Annotated in this window: 17 protein-coding genes and 1 riboswitch; of the genes, 7 read left to right on the top strand and 10 right to left on the bottom strand. The window is 42.6% G+C overall.

What is annotated here, in order from left to right:
• Positions 1-96 precede the first annotated feature (96 nt).
• The gene (guaC, locus tag E2626_RS08200; RefSeq protein ID WP_134381263.1) at positions 97-1,080 is read left to right on the top strand and encodes a GMP reductase; all 984 of its coding nucleotides are present in this window, start codon (positions 97-99) and stop codon (positions 1,078-1,080) included.
• 195 nt (positions 1,081-1,275) lie between these two features.
• Here guaC and E2626_RS08195 read toward each other — a convergent pair whose 3' ends face one another.
• Positions 1,276-1,770, bottom strand: a complete 495-nt coding sequence (locus E2626_RS08195; protein WP_134381262.1) for a lactoylglutathione lyase family protein — start codon at positions 1,768-1,770, stop codon at positions 1,276-1,278.
• A 118-nt stretch (positions 1,771-1,888) separates the two neighbouring features.
• On the opposite strand from E2626_RS08195, the gene E2626_RS08190 reads away from it, so the two are divergent.
• Positions 1,889-2,224: a winged helix-turn-helix transcriptional regulator gene (locus E2626_RS08190; RefSeq protein ID WP_134381261.1), complete on the top strand. Its 336-nt coding sequence runs from the start codon at positions 1,889-1,891 to the stop codon at positions 2,222-2,224.
• Entirely contained in the window at positions 2,225-2,350 is a 126-nt protein-coding gene (locus E2626_RS17470) for a hypothetical protein (RefSeq protein ID WP_279587260.1), read from the top strand.
• Between the two features lie 241 nt (positions 2,351-2,591).
• Here the strand turns inward: E2626_RS17470 and E2626_RS08185 are convergent, their stop codons facing one another.
• From E2626_RS08185 to E2626_RS08170, 4 genes are all read right to left on the bottom strand, one after another.
• Positions 2,592-3,515, bottom strand: coding sequence for an ArsR/SmtB family transcription factor (locus tag E2626_RS08185; protein ID WP_134381260.1), 924 nt, complete (start codon positions 3,513-3,515; stop codon positions 2,592-2,594).
• Positions 3,516-3,619: 104 nt separating this feature from the next.
• The gene (locus tag E2626_RS08180) at positions 3,620-5,008 is read right to left on the bottom strand and encodes an MFS transporter (RefSeq protein ID WP_134381259.1); all 1,389 of its coding nucleotides are present in this window, start codon (positions 5,006-5,008) and stop codon (positions 3,620-3,622) included.
• Positions 5,009-5,028: 20 nt separating this feature from the next.
• Positions 5,029-6,828, bottom strand: coding sequence for a glycoside hydrolase family 2 protein (locus E2626_RS08175; RefSeq protein WP_134381258.1), 1,800 nt, complete (start codon positions 6,826-6,828; stop codon positions 5,029-5,031).
• Positions 6,829-7,357: 529 nt separating this feature from the next.
• Positions 7,358-7,774: an organic hydroperoxide resistance protein gene (locus E2626_RS08170; protein WP_134381257.1), complete on the bottom strand. Its 417-nt coding sequence runs from the start codon at positions 7,772-7,774 to the stop codon at positions 7,358-7,360.
• A gap of 107 nt (positions 7,775-7,881) precedes the next feature.
• Between E2626_RS08170 and E2626_RS08165 the strand changes: the two genes are divergently transcribed.
• Positions 7,882-8,322 (top strand): MarR family winged helix-turn-helix transcriptional regulator, encoded by a 441-nt coding sequence (locus E2626_RS08165; RefSeq protein WP_134381256.1) that lies wholly within the window; start codon positions 7,882-7,884, stop codon positions 8,320-8,322.
• A 116-nt stretch (positions 8,323-8,438) separates the two neighbouring features.
• Here the strand turns inward: E2626_RS08165 and nadA are convergent, their stop codons facing one another.
• The 5 genes from nadA to E2626_RS08140 all read right to left on the bottom strand — a co-directional run bounded on the left by nadA (position 8,439) and on the right by E2626_RS08140 (position 12,772).
• A complete protein-coding gene (nadA, locus tag E2626_RS08160; protein WP_134381255.1) occupies positions 8,439-9,398 on the bottom strand; it encodes a quinolinate synthase NadA in 960 nt (319 codons plus the stop codon).
• Positions 9,395-10,276 (bottom strand): carboxylating nicotinate-nucleotide diphosphorylase, encoded by an 882-nt coding sequence (nadC, locus tag E2626_RS08155; RefSeq protein WP_134381254.1) that lies wholly within the window; start codon positions 10,274-10,276, stop codon positions 9,395-9,397. The genes nadA and nadC overlap by 4 nt, the downstream gene beginning before the upstream one ends.
• The gene (gene nadB, locus E2626_RS08150; protein ID WP_134381253.1) at positions 10,245-11,816 is read right to left on the bottom strand and encodes an L-aspartate oxidase; all 1,572 of its coding nucleotides are present in this window, start codon (positions 11,814-11,816) and stop codon (positions 10,245-10,247) included. Before nadB ends, nadC begins: the two co-directional genes overlap by 32 nt.
• Positions 11,817-12,122: 306 nt before the next feature.
• Positions 12,123-12,440 carry a DMT family transporter gene (locus E2626_RS08145; RefSeq protein ID WP_134381252.1) on the bottom strand — a complete coding sequence of 106 codons (318 nt, stop codon included), beginning with the start codon at positions 12,438-12,440 and terminating at the stop codon, positions 12,123-12,125.
• Positions 12,437-12,772 (bottom strand): DMT family transporter, encoded by a 336-nt coding sequence (locus E2626_RS08140; protein WP_134381251.1) that lies wholly within the window; start codon positions 12,770-12,772, stop codon positions 12,437-12,439. The genes E2626_RS08145 and E2626_RS08140 overlap by 4 nt, the downstream gene beginning before the upstream one ends.
• Before the next feature lie 59 nt (positions 12,773-12,831).
• Positions 12,832-12,927, bottom strand: a riboswitch (guanidine-I (ykkC/yxkD leader).
• A gap of 267 nt (positions 12,928-13,194) precedes the next feature.
• Between E2626_RS08140 and E2626_RS08135 the strand changes: the two genes are divergently transcribed.
• The 3 genes from E2626_RS08135 to E2626_RS08125 all read left to right on the top strand — a co-directional run bounded on the left by E2626_RS08135 (position 13,195) and on the right by E2626_RS08125 (position 17,399).
• Positions 13,195-14,235 (top strand): NAD(P)-dependent alcohol dehydrogenase, encoded by a 1,041-nt coding sequence (locus tag E2626_RS08135; protein WP_134381250.1) that lies wholly within the window; start codon positions 13,195-13,197, stop codon positions 14,233-14,235.
• A gap of 336 nt (positions 14,236-14,571) precedes the next feature.
• A complete protein-coding gene (locus tag E2626_RS08130) occupies positions 14,572-15,702 on the top strand; it encodes an ATP-grasp domain-containing protein (RefSeq protein WP_134381249.1) in 1,131 nt (376 codons plus the stop codon).
• Positions 15,702-17,399 carry a methyl-accepting chemotaxis protein gene (locus tag E2626_RS08125; RefSeq protein WP_134381248.1) on the top strand — a complete coding sequence of 566 codons (1,698 nt, stop codon included), beginning with the start codon at positions 15,702-15,704 and terminating at the stop codon, positions 17,397-17,399. Before E2626_RS08130 ends, E2626_RS08125 begins: the two co-directional genes overlap by 1 nt.
• Positions 17,400-17,462: the final 63 nt, after the last annotated feature.

Raw genomic sequence — 17,462 nt, 5'->3', positions numbered from 1 at the left:
TAAATTGACATCTCATCCAAAACACGGTAAATTACTAAATGTACGAACAATTTTATAATAAATTAATTAAAATATTCGCTTTTAGGAGTGTTTCATATGGATAATGTATTTGATTACGAGGATATTCAATTAATTCCCGCAAAATGTGTGGTAGATAGTCGTTCTGAGTGTGATACTTCTGTGAAATTTGGCACGCATACATTTAAATTACCTGTTGTACCTGCGAATATGCAGACAATTATAGATGAAAAGATTGCTGCGTATTTAGCTGAAAACGGTTACTTCTATATCATGCACCGCTTTGAGCCCGAAACGCGTATTGCATTTATCAAAGATATGCATGCAAAAGGCTTCATTGCTTCGATCAGTGTTGGCGTAAAGGAAGAGGAATACGGATTTATCGAAGAATTGGCAGCTGAAAAGCTTGTGCCTGACTATATCACGATTGATATTGCCCACGGTCATTCCAATGCAGTGATCCGGATGATTCAGCATATTAAAACGCATTTACCTGAAAGCTTCGTGATCGCAGGAAATGTTGGTACACCTGAAGCAGTCAGAGAGCTTGAGCATGCCGGTGCGGACGCAACAAAAGTGGGCATTGGACCTGGTAAAGTGTGTATCACTAAGATCAAAACCGGCTTCGGCACAGGCGGCTGGCAGCTCGCTGCGCTTCGCTGGTGCGCAAAAGCCGCAAGTAAGCCCATCATCGCAGACGGCGGCATTCGCACACACGGTGATATCGCAAAATCAGTACGATTCGGCGCGTCTATGGTCATGATCGGTTCACTATTTGCAGGACACGATGAGTCACCAGGTGAAACAACTGAAATTGAAGGCAAGCGCGTCAAAGAATACTTCGGCTCAGCTTCTGAATTTCAAAAAGGCGAAAAGAAAAACGTCGAAGGCAAAAAAATGTTCGTCGAGCACAAAGGCTCCCTGCAGGACACACTGACAGAAATGGAACAGGATCTGCAGTCCGCCATTTCCTATGCAGGCGGGAACTCTCTTGAATCCATTAAGCATGTGGATTATGTTGTGGTGAAGAATTCGATTTTTAATGGGGATAAGGTTTATTGAGTTTGGGTGGTTCGTGAAGGTTCGTAGAATGCTGCAATATGTTCGAGGGAAAACATGTGGTGTTCGACGGAAAGCCCAAGCCGTTCGACGCTCAGCCGCCCACCTTCGACACTTCATGCCATTTGACCTACCTCATATAAATGCAAAAAGCGGCAGGCGCACAAGCCAGCCGCTTTTCTTATAGTTTCCAACGATTTAATAAGCACCCGCCGAATAAGTCATCTCATAACTATGCGTATAAATCTCAAAAATATTGCCGAACGGATCTTCTACATATACCATTTTATATGGCTTATCATCCGGATAGTATTCACGGATTGGCATGCGCTGTTTACCGCCGTGCGCAATGATTTTCTCCACAAGTCCTTCAATGTCGGGGTCCTGGATACAGAAGTGGAAAATACCTGTTTTCCAGTATTCAAAGTTGTTATCCGGCTGCTCATTTTGAGGGAATTCGAACAATTCGATCCCTATTTTATCACCTGTTGAAAGATGAGCAATACGAAATTCCTCCCAGTCGTTTCCGAATACGTCACGGCACATTTGCCCGATTGGTGTGTCATCGTTATAGACAGGGGACGGTTCCATCATCGTGTACCATCCAAACACCTCTGTATAAAATTTCACTGCTGCATCTAAATCCGGAACTGAAAGTCCGATATGAGAAAAATTTCTTGGATAAGTTGTCATATTAACAATACCTCCTCTATTGGATTGACACCCCTATTATAAATGGGTATTCTTCTAAACAATAGAATGCACTTTTTGGGAAGATACTACCCAAAAAGGTAGTATTGGAGGGATTACAATGACTGAAGAGATTCAAGTCGATGACAACGGCAAGCTGAAATGCTCAATTGAATATACGTTAAATAAAGTCGGCGGGAAATGGAAGCTCGTCATTCTCTGGCATATCACATTTGATGGAACACAGCGCTACAACGAGCTGAGAAGACTCCTCCCCGGAATCACACACAAAATGCTCAGCCAGCAGCTAAAAGAACTGGAACAGGAAGGGCTGATCATTAGGACGCAGTATAATGAAATGCCGCCAAAAGTAGAGTATTCTATCTCAGAACGAGGACTTACCTTAAAACCAATACTAGAAGCCATGCATGAATGGGGAACTGTTCAGGGTGGATAAGTGAAAAAAGCGGCTGGTGTACGTCACCAGCCGCTTTTTTTAGTGGCACAGTGGGGTCGGAATCACGGTGGATTCGTGAAATATTTGCTGATGTTCGGAGAAAAACCGGTCTGGTTCGGAGAATAGAACGCCATCTTCGAAGAATGATCCGGGTGGTTCGCCGTTTATCTTCCAACCTTCGAAGAATAGTGTAAATAGTTCTACTCATTATTTATGCAACAGCGCGGCTGCCCAGCTGACCAACCGCAAGCGGCCAGAACTCTGTCCCCCTCTGTACATTTCATGACATTCTAACCTCCGTCCCCAAAGTGCACATGCCTCACACCCAAAAAAACCCGAAAATGCACCGCATCCCCGGATTCCAATCTTATTTCTTTTCTTGGTATTTCATATGCATGTTGATCCCCTGTTCGTGGTTTCCAAACTTAGGACCAAATAGGTTCATGCCGCCTACGTTGACAGCATCTTCTTTGAGTCCGATTTTGAATGAGATGTAGGGTTTGTCTTCCAGCATCAGGTCAGTCAATGTCAGGTCAGTTTCTACTTGTATGTTGTCTATAAAGCAGCCTTCTTTAGTGATTTTCCATTGTTTCAGCAGGCCGTATTGCGTGTAGTTTGTGCGCCACCATTCAGGCGTCTGGAGGCCTCTTTCTCCACCAAAATCACTTGGAGAGGTCCATGTCCCGATTTCTTTTTCATTGACCCAGACCGTGATATCTGACGGCCAGTCTAGTTTATAATTGGGCGCTTCCGAGCAAACTTCGGCACTGAATTCAATTTCACTCGCCTGAGATCCATCAGGCAGGCGGTTTGGAAAACGATATTCCACATACCCGTCCCTGAAAAAAAGCAGTTGTGCTTTTTTTCTATCAGGTTCATAAAAAGACCTTGGATCGTCCTGTGCGCCGATATATCCATCTTCAGCTACCAGCCCGCAATTGGGTACTACATAGCAATCCAGGTAATCGCCGATTGGCATCTCAAAGTTGATTTCCTGCTGTTCTGCAGTTGAGTGATCCCAGAACAGGTCCATCACGATTTGATCATAATTAATCGCACTTATTTTCTGAGTCCCTCTTCCCGGCACAAGTTCTGTCACAATCAAACCGACTTCTTCGAGTTTATTTACATGAGAGGCTGTTGTTGAAAATGGTAAATTTAATTTTGTTTTGAGTTCATTCACATTGTGTGGTTTTTCGCTTAAGATTTTTAATATTTCCACCCGCGTTTGATTCGCTAACGCTTTACTGATTGACAGCATATTATCAAATGTTAATTGTAAACTTTTCACTTTTCCACCACCTGAACATCCTTCTGATATTCCTTTATTATAGCAGAGTGGCTATGCTTTCTATATGAAAACCCCCATCCTGTATGGAATGGGGGCGTAATAAATTAATGTGCTGCGTTTTCCTTTAGCTTACGTTCTTCAAGCTTTATGACAATCTGATTATACTCATCCTCTGTATATGAATAAAAGTACATCACAATCAGACGAATCAGTGAACCGAGTGCCGGTAATAAAACGATGACAAAAAATAATGCGTCCATCGTACTTGTCGTCTGAGCCTGATTTGGAGCGTAGTTAATGATTGTCAAAATCACCCCAGTCAGACCCCCTGCAATTGCAATGGACAATTTACCAGTAAAGGTTTGCCCGGAAAAAGTAATGGCTTCACTTCGCTTACCTGTTTTCAATTCTGTATATTCAATCGTTTCAGCCAGCATAGATGAAATTAGTGGACCGGTAGCTGTATACAAAATCATCGTAATCGTAATAAACGTGAATGTTACTGCCACGCTCGAGTAGCCCACAGAGAACCATACAAATCTGATCAGGATGTCTGCAGCAACGATCGCCATCAATAGATGCTTCTTCTTAAATCTGCGTGTAAGCTTTGGAATAACAAAGAATCCAATACAACTTGCGAGACTGATAATACCGAATATCGACATGAGTGACGCATTTCCCATATTATAAGTAAAAAAGAAAACATTTAACGCCTGCGTAATATTCATAAATACGTTACAGAAGAATACAACCAGTATGGCAAACATAGGCTTATTTGCTTTAATCGCTCTGAATGCATCTGATATTTTCACTTTCGTTTTAGGCGGTTCTACTCTTTCTTTCGTATTCTTAAACCCATTTAACATAATTGGCACTGCAATTACCATCAACACAACTGTGGCTAAGAAGTACCCCCGTCCCTGGTCACCCTGTCCCAGCAATTCAGTCAGCGGAATGAACAAAACCGGTGATAAACCAATGCCGGCAAATACGCCCATATTTGCAAAGGTAATCAGCTTTGTCCGCTGTTGCGTATCCTGACTCATCACCGTCGAAAGAGACCAGTACGGAACGTCCGAAACAGTATAAATCATGCCCCATAAAATATACGTACTTCCTGCGAAAATAATCTTGGACGTATCACTCAGACCGGTTAGCGGAAGAAAACACAGGATTGTAATTGCCGCTATAAAGAATGGCATATATTTTAAATAAGGACGGAATTTCCCGTGTTTCGAGTGCTTCGTATCCATAATAGAAGCCATCATTGGATCATTAATTGCATCCCATGTACGTGCAACCAGAAAAATAATACTTGCTGCAGCCGCTGAAATACCGAGAATGTCAGTATAGAAGAATAAAATATATGAACCTACCAATCCAAAGCTAATACACTGACCAAATCCATAACCGAAATAAGAGGCAATTTCTTTGTTTTTAATCAATTCATTCTTATTTATTTCCTTCTGTACTGCAGGTTTTATCGTTTCCATTGCTGCCTACCTCCCCATTGTTATTCAAACAAAAAGCCACTGGACTTCTGAGAAACAATTTCTTTAATTTTCTTTGGATCGAACTTGTATTCGTGATTGTGATCCAGCAATCCGTTGACTTCCTGCTCCACGTCTGTCAATTGCGTATAACAATACCCCTGAATGAATGCAGTTTCTGTAATCACGGTCGTCAGCTGTTTCAGTCGTAAAAGCACTTCTTCTGACGATTCGGGTCTTGAGCCGTAACCCCAGTCATTTTTACTTTGAGATCCATATGCAATACCTCCATATTCACTCACCAGTACCGGCTCACCCTGGTATTGATAACCTTGCGCATAATTCTGTTTCAGGCTTGTCATGGATGGACTGCCATTCACAAAATCATCTTTACATCTATAATTATTTTTCATTGAAACATCGTCTGAATTGTAATCATGTACAGTTAAAAGATCTGTAAGCGTATGCTCCCATCCATCGTTCCCCACTACTAATCTGGTCGGATCGAGTGCTTTCGTCTGAAAATATAAAGCGTTTACAAAATTTTGCTGATCTTTCCTGTGAAAAATTTCGTTCACACCCCAGGATTCATTCATTAACGTGTAAATAATGACGGAAGGATGATTAAAATGTTTGTTGACCAATTGTCTCGCTTCATTCATCGTGCGTATCATGGCGGTATTTGAAAAATGAAAGCTGCTCGGCATTTCAGCCCACATGACCAGGCCCAACTGGTCACATAAATACATATAACGACGATCCGCAATTGTCTGGTGACGTCTCACACCGTTAAATCCCATCTCTTTTACTTTCTTCAAATCGCTTTCCATCTGATCATAAGTCGCTGTCATGAGTGAATCCTGATAGTATCCCTGATCCAGTATCAGCTTCTGATAAAAGGTTTCGCGATTTAACAAAATCCGATCACCCTTCACTTCAATACTTCTCATTCCAAAATAACTCTCAACCTCATCGTATACATGCTTACGATCTTTTAATGTAAAACGAATATCATAAAGATCCGGCCGGTCCGGTGACCAGTAGAAAACCCTGAAGTCCGCCTCATCCGACTGAACATCAAGCGTTAACTCAGCAGATTTTGCATTCGCTTTAATCCAAACACCTGAAGCGTGAATCCACTCGTCTTTAAAGTAAACTTCCGCTTCCAAATACACCGGATTTTCATGCGCTGATATATTTGCCACCACTTCAAGTGAAGCGTTTTCAATTTTCGGCGTCATTTTGATCTCTTCAATGTGCGTTTGTGAAACCTCTTCCAGCCAGACAGATTGCCAAATACCTGTTGTTTTCGTATACCAGCAAAGAAAGTTTTCTGATTTCCAGGACTGCTTTCCAAGTGGCTGTTCCACACTGTGATCATCCATCACTCTTATGACGATCGTATTTTCTCCCTCTTGAAGCATTGAGCCGATCAAAAAACTGAAGGGCGTATGCCCTCCCTCGTGCTCTCCGGCAAACTGTCCGTTCACCCATACTTTTGAATAATAATCGACTGCCTCAAAGTGGAGGTACGCTTCTTTATCCGTTACCTTCCACTCAAACGACTTCTCATACCAGACAACATTGTGGTCACTCTGATCGTTCACTCCGGAAAGTTTACTCTGATAAGCGTAAGGAACCTGGATGTTTTCTTGTAAAATGTCACCTTTGAACCATCCATTTTTTTCTCCCATATCGTCATCATCGAATTGAAACTTCCATGAACCGTTTAAGTCGATCCATTCACTCCGCTTAAACTGCGGACGGGGATAATCTATTGACTGACTGCTGCTTTTCTTTAACATTTGCGTATTGTCCAACATTTCATTCACACCTTTTTATTACGTCATTTTATGTTTTAAAAGAGAAAATTCTCATAATTGAAAGCGTATCCATTTCGAATTTATTTTATTATTACATATTAGTTAGTAATAAAACAAGTTATTTCGTAATAAAGTGTAAAATGGGACAATGGTTGCTTAGTAATGAAGGGAGTCTATGTGCATGTTGGGGACGGAGGTTAAAGTGTCATGGTGGATGAGTGGAATATTTCTTGATGTTCAGAGAAAAACCGGTCTGGTTCGGAGAATTGCTGGCCACCTTCGAAGAACAACCTGGGTGGTTCGCCGTTTATCTTCCAACCTTCAAAGAATAGTGTAAATAGTCCTACTCAATATTCATACAAAAAGCCCGGCTTAGTCAGCTGACCAGCCGGGCTTTTTCGAGGAGCCCAGGCTGAACTCTGTCCCCCCTCTGTACATTTCATGACATTCTAACCTCCGTCCCCAAAGTGCACATGCCTCACAACAAAAAAACCCGAAGATGTCATGCATCTTCGGGGTCTCAATTCTATTAAGCAGTACGCACATTAAAACTTACATCAATATTTCCACGCGTTGCGTTTGAGTAAGGGCATACCTGGTGGCCTTCTTCTACTAGCTGGCGGGCTGTTTCTTCGTCTACGCCTTTGATCAGGACGTCCATTTCAACTGAAAGCTCATAGCCTGTGTCACCTTTGTTTAGTGATACGTCTGCTTTGATTTCAGAACCGTCGTGCTTGATGCCTTTTTGTGATGCAACGATGTTCATAGCTGAATCGAAGCATGCTGCGTATCCTGCTGCGAAAAGTTCTTCAGGATTACTTTTTCCTGCAGTGTCTGCACCTGGCATTGGCATTGCAAGTCCAAGATCGAATGAGCCGCTTTCTGATGTTACGCGTCCTTCACGTCCGCCGATTGCTGTTGCTGTTGATGTAAATAGCTTTTTCATGAATGATTCCTCCTGTTAAATGTGATATATTTAAGTTGTGCACAATTTAATTTTATACAATTTAAATATTTTTGCAAATCATATGATTCTCTCAGGAGGAGATTTTTTTGAATCCATTACATTTATCCAGTCAATTATGCTTTCCTTTTTATGCTATATCAAAAGAAATCATTAAGCGCTATCGCCCGCTTTTGGCACCGCTGAACCTGACCTACCCGCAATATCTGGTCATGCTTGTGCTGTGGGAAAAGGACTTTGTCACGCTAAAATCTATCGGTGAACGTCTGCAGCTCGACTCAGGCACACTCACACCGCTGGTCAACAAACTGATCAGCACAGGCTACATCGAAAAAACACGTAATCCTGAAGATGAACGCCAGCTCGTCATTAAGCTGACAGAAAGCGGACAGCAACTCCAACAGCAAGCAAAAGAAATCCCGGCGAAAATTACCGAAGTACTCGGCCTCGATGAAGAAGAATATGCGCGATATAAAGAGATGTTAGATGAATTGGCTTGTAAGCTGGAGGTTAAGGGTGGGAAATGCTGATGATTTAGGCGACACACTGGGGACGGAGTTTACCGTGCCAAAAATAGAATCATTCTAAAATTAGCACACTTAACTCCGTCCCCCCTGTGCCGGTCACAAAGACTCACCCCGACAACCTAACCGATCGAAATCATCCGCTCAATCGCCAGCTTAGCCTGATCTGCAGTTTCTTTTTCTACAGTAATGATGTGTCGATTTTCCTTTAATGCCGCCAGCACTTTTTCAAGCGTGATCATTTTCATGAATGGACAGATCGCCTGCTCATTCGCGGCAATGAAGGTTTTATCCGGGTTTTGCTTTTGCATCTGATGGATGATACCGACTTCTGTTGCGATGACGAATTCAGTTGCCTGTGCGTTTTTTGAGTGTTTCAGCATATTCCCTGTTGAGAGGATATGCGTTTTTTCTTTTGGCAGGACCCCTTCTGACATCAGGTACATGCTGGATGTGGAGCAGCCGCATTCAGGGTGAACCAGCAGGTCAGCATCCGGGTGTTTCGTCATCACGTTGTCAACCTGATCAGGCTGGATACCTGCGTGTACATGGCATTCACCCATCCAGATATGCATGTTGTCACGGCCTGTTTCCTTTTGTACAAATGAACCTAGAAACATATCAGGTAAAAATAGAATCTCCCGTTCTGCCGGAATTGAATTGACGATGTCTACTGCGTTTGAAGACGTGCAGCAGTAATCGCTTAACGCTTTTACTTCCGCTGTTGTGTTCACGTACGCCACGACAACGGCTTCAGGGTGTTCCGCTTTCCATTCGCGAAGCTGATCCGCTGTAATAGAATCCGCGAGTGAGCAGCCCGCTTCAAGATCCGGCAGCAGCACCGTCTTTTCCGGGTTCAGGATCGCAGCCGTTTCAGCCATAAAGTGGACGCCGCAAAATACAATCACATCCGCAGTTGTCTCTGCTGCAGCACGCGCAAGCATCAGTGAATCACCTAGCACGTCTGCAATATCCTGTACTTCCGGAATTTCATAATTATGGGCGAGGATAATGGCATTACGCTTTTCCTTCCATACTTGAATGTCTTCAATCAGACGGTTTTTTGTGTCAGTCGTTATCATATCAATGTTCCTTTCTGTGATAAATGATGGGAAAGCGCACCTGCGTCAGCTGATACTTTTACACTGATATCAAGTGCTTTATAAGAATGGGTCAAAAATCCAAGCGAAATGTAATGCACGCCGCAGTTCTGGTAGTCTGCCAGGTTATCAAGCGTGATGCCTCCTGACGCTTCTGTGATGATATGGTCAGGGACAAGCATTTTCAGCTGACTGATCTCTTCTGGCGTACGATTATCAAACATAATCACATCTGCACCTGCTTCAACTGCTTCACTAACCTGTTCCTTCGTTTCAGTTTCCACTTCAATTTTCACCATGTGACCGAGGCGTTCACGGATTACCTCTACCGCCTTACTGATAGAGCCCGCGAAAGCAATATGATTATCCTTCACCATGACCCCGTCATACAAACCGTAGCGGTGATTATAACCGCCGCCGCAGCGCACCGCGTATTTTTCAAACATTCGAAGACCAGGTGTTGTTTTTCTCGTATCACAGATTCTCGTATCAGTGCTGCCAAGCGTCTCCACTGCATTTCGCGTCAGCGTCGCAATCCCGCTCATTCGCTGCACGAGATTCAGGACGACTCTTTCCCCTTTCAGCAGCGCCGAGATCTGGCCCGAGACCACGCCCAGCCGCTGTCCCGCTTCAATTGAATCACCGTCTTTTACAAAAAGACTGATGTCTGTATTAGGATCTAATAGGGGAAATCCCGTCCGGATGACGTCCTGCCCGCAGAAAACACCGTCCTCTTTTGCAATAAACACAATTTCTCCATTAGTGTCATCTGAAAAAATCAAATCTGTCGTAACATCCTGTTCGCCTATGTCTTCAATCAAAAATTGCTCAATGCACGAGCGAAGCTTTAACGTGTTCATGTGTCTCTCCCACTTCCCCTTTGTACTTGTGAATGATGGTTTTTTCAGACCACTTCTGATCATCTTCAAAAGGAAAATCACTTCTGAAGTGGCCGCCGCGGCTTTCCGTTCTATTTAATGCTGCTTCTGTCATCAGAGAAGCTGTGATGCCCATAAATATGGTTGTCAGCTCCCGTACTGAATAGGTATCGAGACCTCTGATTTCATTCATCCGGAACTGATCCAGCCACTGTTTCTGCTCTTCCAGAAGCGCTTTTGACCGGACTATACCAACATGTGTCATCATCCGCTCCTTCAGCATTTGAACCTCCGGAAACTTTACTTTCTTATGTAGATTAATTGGATCCATCACTGACCACTGTGCCAACGGGTCCGTTCCTTTATTAGCACGGATCCAGTGCGCAAGACGTTTCCCCTGATAAAGCCCTTCAAGTAACGAATTACTCGCCAGGCGATTTGCACCGTGGAAGCCTGTGCATGCCACCTCCCCAATTGCATAAAGCCCGTCAATCGACGTCCGTCCGGTAAGATCTGTTTTGATGCCGCCCATTAAAAAGTGGCTGCCTGGTGCAACTGGAATTCTACCTTCCGAGAGGCGAACACCATTTTGCTCACACATTGCCGTAATGGATGGGAAACGCTGACTAAACTGGCTGATCCCACTGATATCGAGAAAAACCCTCTGTCCGCTTTTAAGACAATCAAAAATTTTCTGGGACACGATATGGCGTGGTGCAAGATCCTTTAACTCGTGAACATTCTCCATAACCGGTTTTCCATCCTCAGTCACAAGGACAGCGCCTTCTCCCCGAACAGCTTCAGATATCAGTCCCTTTGTTGCGCCATTAATATGTAAAAGTGTCGGATGAAATTGGATGAATTCCATATCTGCCACTTCAGCTCCTGCTAAATAGGCCATCGCAATTCCGTCTCCTGTCGCTGTCTGAGCATTAGATGTAAAAGAATACAGCTGTCCGCAGCCGCCCGTTGCCAGCACGATATGACGCCCGTAAAAGCAGTGAAGGACGCCTTGCTGATCCTTTGACTTTACACCAATACAGCGATTCTGACTTTGATCCATAATGAGCTCATAGGTAAACATATCCTCTTCCACTTGGACATTGCGCGGCATTCGTCCAATCAGATGCTCCATCATATTCTTTCCAGTTGTATCACCGCCGCTGTGAATGATCCGGGGCTCACTGTGCGCACCTTCTAAACCGAGCTGCAGACGTCCCTCTTGATTTTTATCAAAGATCTCAAAGAAGGTATTAATCAACCCCGGCCCATCATGGACAATTTCACGTACTACACTTTCATCATTGTGAAACCTGCCCGCCTCTAGCGTATCGGCCACATGCTTTTCAGGACCATCATTTAATCCGACCGCAGCAGCAACCCCTCCTTGTGCTAACAAAGAATTACCGTGCCTCACAGTCGATTTTGTGAGGACTTTCACATTAAAATCCGTACCTAACTTAGAAGCGAGCTGCAATGCCGCGACACCGCTTCCGATAATCAGAACATCTTCTATTTCCATCGTGAAGACCTCCTATATTAACAGGTGTCTTTACATCTGTTATGTACATATATTTACACATTTTAAAACGAAACACAAGATGGGATTGATAAAAATTTGGACCACTGGGGACGAATGTTACTGACTCTTTTACGCAAAAAATCCGCACCCTGTGTAACCTGCACAGGATGCGGAGAAATAAATTTTTGAGTAATATGTTGTTGATGTTTTTTGAAGTCGGCATATTGGAGTTCGAAGGTTGCTGATGCAATTTTAGAATCATTCTAAAAGTGGATCACTTAACTCCGTCCCCACTGTGCACATCATTTAATTCGTCACAACCCTCAACCCAACAACAGCCACCACAATCAGCGTCAAAAAGAAAATACGTTTGCGATCTGCAGGATCTCCGTAGAAAACCATCCCCACAACCACGCCGCCGATTGTGCCCATACCTGTCCATACTGCATAAGCGACGCCAAGCGGAATGGTCGTCATGGCAATTGAAAGAAGGGTAAGGCTTGCCAGAAATCCACCGATCAGAAATGTAAATCCACTTAATTTTTTGCCTGTTGCAATTCGCTGCATGCCATTTACACCGAGTACTTCACAAAATCCCGCAACAATTAATGCAATCCAACTCATGATTCCTGCGCCTCCTTCCCTTTTTCATCCGTGACAAATTTCAAGCCAACGACACCAACAAGCAGCATGATCACAAAGAAGATTACGCCTGTGCTGACCGCGGCATCAAAAAAGATCATATCAACGATGACAGTACCTAATGTACCAAGTCCAACGAACACGGCATAGACCGTTGCAGTCGGAAGGCGTGTTGAAGCCATCAGTAACCCAACAAAACTGACCACAATCGCTCCCACTGTCAACGTCCACGTCAGCCCATCATTCGCATATTTCAAGCCGGTTGCCCAGCCGATTTCAAACAATGCCGCAACTGCTACGACAAACCACCACATAAAATCGCTCCTTCTCTCTGAAAAATAAAAAAACCCGGGACATAACACTCGTAAGTGATATCTCCCGGGCTTTTTTCCCTCCGTGTACAAGGATTGCTCCCTGCTCTTTCTCTCGGACCAGACCCAATAATGACGGAACCCTAGAAAGTCTTTAATGTCTATGGAGTTTTCGTTGCTTATGTTAGTACGGAACGGTTTGGAAGTCAAGAGAAGGAGGTTAGGAGGTGAGGCGCGTTGAAAAATGGTTTGTTTCTGTGTGCAACAGACTCCTTGAAAATTTTTCATGATCAGCACACTAATGTATGAGTTTCGTATAATAAATGTTTAATTTTTGACTGAGTGTGAACTATATAGATTAAGATGGTTTGCAAAAATAAAAGCGCCTGCCACCTGTTTTAAATAATCTACTGGAGGTTTTATATATGGTAACTGCTAAAGCCAGAGCTGTTGATGGTCCAGATAAGTCGTTTCGTGAAGCTGAAATTACGCGACGTGAACTGGATACAAATGATGTATTGATTGAGATTAAATTTGCAGGTATTTGTCACTCAGATCTTCACACTGCCCACGGCGATTGGGGCGAAGTAAAATATCCTCTTGTGCCTGGTCATGAAATTGCAGGCGTTGTCACTGATGTTGGTGAAAACGTGACAAAATATAAAGTCGGGGACCGCGTAGGTGTCGGCTGTATGGTTGACTCTTGCGGTAAATGTGAAAATTGTCAGGCTGGCGAGGAGCAATACTGTCTGAAAGGGAACGTTCCGACCTATGCAGGCGTAGATAAATACGGGGAAACAACACAGGGCGGATATTCCACACATATCGTAGTCGTTGAGGATTTTGTTCTCCGAATTCCTGATAATATTGAACTTGATAAAGCTGCACCCCTGCTTTGTGCAGGCATTACAACCTTTTCTCCGCTGAACCACTGGCATGCAGGACCTGGTAAAAAAGTGGCCGTTGTCGGTATGGGCGGACTTGGTCATATGGCAGTTAAAATTGCTCATGCGATGGGTGCTGAAGTGACTGTCCTTTCCCGTACGCTGAATAAAAAAGAAGATGGTTTGGCATTTGGTGCAAGCAGCTACTACGCGACAAGTGATGATCAGACATTTGAAGAGCTCGCAGGCACATTCGACCTGATTATTAATACAGTCAGCGCGAAACTCGATATGAATGCGTACCTTTCACTGCTTACATTGAACGGCACGCTCGTAAATGTCGGAGCACCTGCTGAACCGCTTGAGGTCCATGCATTTTCACTCATTCCTCAAAGACGTTCATTTGCGGGATCAATGATTGGCGGCATTCGTGAAACACAGGAAATGCTTGATTTCTGTGCAGAGCATGATATTACACCGAGCATTGAAGTGATCTCTGCTGATGAAATTGATGAGGCGTATAAACGTGTGTTGGATTCCGATGTAAAATACCGTTTTGTCATTGATACCAGTACAATTTAAATAAATAAGAAGAAGTGAAGAAAATCGATGATACATCTCGTTTCAATCACACCATAGATAAACCCCGGTTCTTTTAAAAGAATCGGGGTTTTTTTGATTTCATTCAGCAACGAATACATATATTGTTTTTTCTGATTTATCTAAATAATATTATAGTTTTAAAGAACCATTTTTATAAAGGACTTTTTTCTCATTTAACCCTTTTATTATGAAATTTTAATGGTATAATCATTTCTATGTGCCTAGACATCATTATTTTAAAATATTAAAAATCCCATTAAATACTTAAAATAAAGTACTTTAGTATCACATAAATCAACCGAGGAGGTGTACTGAATGTTAATCGTAGATAACCATATTATCTCACCTCTTCTCATTCAAAGTGCATTAAAACACAGCATACCAATCTATTATCACAACGATCAACGCGATTTGGTGTTACCGCCACAAGCAAAGCTGCTAACAAACTCTGAAAGCTGTCTATCTATTTTGGATAAAAGTAATCGTACCCATGCACATACGGTTTCATCAAAAATAGTGAAAAATAAAGCAGCCTTTCGAAAACTGATTTCATCTGTAAATCCAGCGTATTATTTTTCACTGGTGACTCTTGAAAACCTGTTGCAAATGGATAAGGAGACGGTACCATACCCTGTGGTGATTAAACCGAATAAGGGATATTCCAGTGTTGGCGTGTACATTGTGAAACAGGAAGAAGAATGGGAGAGCGCTGTCATAAGCCTGCAGGCAGATCTGCTGTTAACAAAAGGGGTATACGCAGACTCTGTGATTGATGGAGAAGAGATCATCATTGAACAGTGGATTGACGGTGAGGAGTATGCCGTTGACTGTTACATGAATGAACACGGAAAGCCCGTTATTCTCAATGTTCTTAAGCGGATTTTCACAAGTGAACACGATACATCCGACCGTATTTATTTTACATCTTCTATGGTCATTGAAGAAGTTAAAGACCAGATCCTGAGCTACCTGTATGGTTTAAATGACCAGCTGCAAGTAAAAAATTATCCATTTCATATCGAGGTAAGGCTTAGTCAACACGGAATCATTCCAATTGAGTTAAACCCCTTGCGATTTGCAGGCGCCGGCACGACAGATTTAAGCCATTACGCTTTTGGTGTAAATGGTGCTGAAGCTTACTTTTTAGATGAAGAACCGCAGTGGGAAACAATCATGAATCAACATGATCCGTTTATTTACGGCTTTTTTTGTGCCGAAATTCCTTTACAAATCAAAAAAGAGCTCATTCAAATGATCGACCATACAAGGTTAAAAGAAGAGTTCAGTCATATTTTGGAGTACCGGGAAATCAATGCAGCAAATGATCGTACCTTTGCAGTGATTTTCTTTAAAACAGAGTCTATGACGGAAATAAAGCGACTGCTTAATATCGACTTATCACAATACATTCAATTAAAGCCACTGAAGGAGACAATTAAATTATAATGAATAAATTTAATCCAAAAAAATCATTGCGTTCCCAGCTTTTCATCATGTTTATTATTCCGTTTGTTCTATTAGCCTTACTCATGTTCGGTTTCGTGAAATATTTAACAGACTATATCATCGAGGACCATGTACTTCCTCAATTCGAACAAATTTTACAAATCCATGGTGATGACCTGGCAGAGTCGATTGACCAAGACGCAGTGTCAGAAACAATGAATAATTCAGAAGAAGCAGGTCAAAGCTTAGTTCAATTTCTAACCTCATTTATGGATGGAAAAGAAGGAATTGAATACGTGTACGTGTTAACAAGACAGAATAACACAGATTACATCGTTGCTTTAAATGGAAGTGAAGAAACGATGATTGAATCTCCTTTAACCGCAGAGCAGGAAGAATCACTGACAGAAAACAGAGTGGTCTCTACAGAGATTTACGAAGACGAATGGGGCAGTCATAAATCTTACTTTATTCCATTGCCTGACACAGATGCAATGATCGGTGTGGATATGAGCACACAATTTGTAGAGGATTTGCAACAGCAGATCGTTCTCTTTCAAATCATCTTTTTAGTGATCTCCATCATAGTAGGAGCAGCATTTGCTTATTTATTCGGTCAGCGCTTAACGAAACCGATCAAGCTTCTCCTTTCATCTGTTAATAAAATCAGTCACGGTGATTTAACAGAAGAAATCAAGGTAAATCGTCAGGACGAAATCGGACTGCTTGCGAAGAGCTTTGAAGAAATGAGAAGCAGTCTTTTCACGGTTATTCAAAGTGTAAAAGTGAACTCCGGTCAGGTAAATCACACAAGCGAGGAGTTAGTGAAATCGTTTGATGAACTCTCAGAAGCCTCTACTCAGATCGCTGTAGGAACGAGCGAAGAAGCAAAAGCATCAGAAACCAGATCTTCACACATTGAAAACATTGCAACAGGATTTACGGTTATGTCTGATAAAATTCAGGAAGTGAATCACCAGGCAAAAGAGATCGATCATATTACAAAAAATGCAGGTGGCATTGCTGAAAAAGGTGTCGTTCAAGTTCAGGAAATCACAGCTCAAATCACACAAATACAAAAAAACGGTGATATCAGTCAGGAAAGAATCAGCCATTTAGGTAAGAACATTGGTCATATCAATGAAGATATTAAACTCATTAAAGCTGTGGCCGATCAAACGAACTTATTATCATTAAATGCGTCAATCGAAGCAGCCAGAGCAGGAGAAGCCGGAAAAGGGTTTTCTGTTGTTGCACAGGAGGTTCAGAAGTTATCGAGTCAAACAGAAGATACTGTTGTGACAATCTCAGCTACCTTGAAGGAACTGACGGGACAATGCGACATGATGATGAAATCAAACACCCAGGATCTTTTAGAGATCAACAAAGGGGTCAGCTTGATTCAAAGCAGTGGTGAGTTATTTAACCAGATATTTGATTCTGTTAATGAACTGTCAAAACAAGTAGATTCGATTGTAGATGGAATTGACGAAGTCACACGCACATCCAACCGCTCTGTAGAATCAATTCACGAGATCGCAGCGATTTCAGAAGAAGGCGTAGCAACCATTGAAGAAATTTCAGCCTCTTCCCAGCAGCAGAATGCAACGATCCTGCTACTTCAGGATAAGAACAAAGAGCTTCAGGAAATGGCTTCTTCATTGAATCGTTTGGTAGAGAAGTTTGTTTTGAATTAATGTGACATGAGCACTGTGGGGACGGAGGTTAAAGTGTCATGAAATGACACTTTAACCTCCGTC

Origin of the sequence: Jeotgalibacillus salarius (assembly GCF_004405125.1) — a bacterium.
Lineage (GTDB): Bacteria > Bacillota > Bacilli > Bacillales > Jeotgalibacillaceae > Jeotgalibacillus > Jeotgalibacillus salarius.
Note: the sequence above shows the minus strand (reverse complement) of the source record. Positions and strands in the feature narration are given on the sequence as shown.

Coding starts and splice junctions, on each gene's coding strand:
- nadA (WP_134381255.1), bottom strand. CDS start 9,398: ATGATAACGACTGACACAAAAAACCGTCTGATTGAAGACATTCAAGTA.
- E2626_RS08130 (WP_134381249.1), top strand. CDS start 14,572: ATGTTAATCGTAGATAACCATATTATCTCACCTCTTCTCATTCAAAGT.
- nadB (WP_134381253.1), bottom strand. CDS start 11,816: ATGGAAATAGAAGATGTTCTGATTATCGGAAGCGGTGTCGCGGCATTG.
- guaC (WP_134381263.1), top strand. CDS start 97: ATGGATAATGTATTTGATTACGAGGATATTCAATTAATTCCCGCAAAA.
- E2626_RS08180 (WP_134381259.1), bottom strand. CDS start 5,008: ATGGAAACGATAAAACCTGCAGTACAGAAGGAAATAAATAAGAATGAA.
- E2626_RS08135 (WP_134381250.1), top strand. CDS start 13,195: ATGGTAACTGCTAAAGCCAGAGCTGTTGATGGTCCAGATAAGTCGTTT.
- E2626_RS08140 (WP_134381251.1), bottom strand. CDS start 12,772: ATGTGGTGGTTTGTCGTAGCAGTTGCGGCATTGTTTGAAATCGGCTGG.
- E2626_RS08145 (WP_134381252.1), bottom strand. CDS start 12,440: ATGAGTTGGATTGCATTAATTGTTGCGGGATTTTGTGAAGTACTCGGT.
- nadC (WP_134381254.1), bottom strand. CDS start 10,276: ATGAACACGTTAAAGCTTCGCTCGTGCATTGAGCAATTTTTGATTGAA.
- E2626_RS08125 (WP_134381248.1), top strand. CDS start 15,702: ATGAATAAATTTAATCCAAAAAAATCATTGCGTTCCCAGCTTTTCATC.
- E2626_RS08175 (WP_134381258.1), bottom strand. CDS start 6,828: ATGTTGGACAATACGCAAATGTTAAAGAAAAGCAGCAGTCAGTCAATA.
- E2626_RS08190 (WP_134381261.1), top strand. CDS start 1,889: ATGACTGAAGAGATTCAAGTCGATGACAACGGCAAGCTGAAATGCTCA.
- E2626_RS08170 (WP_134381257.1), bottom strand. CDS start 7,774: ATGAAAAAGCTATTTACATCAACAGCAACAGCAATCGGCGGACGTGAA.
- E2626_RS08195 (WP_134381262.1), bottom strand. CDS start 1,770: ATGACAACTTATCCAAGAAATTTTTCTCATATCGGACTTTCAGTTCCG.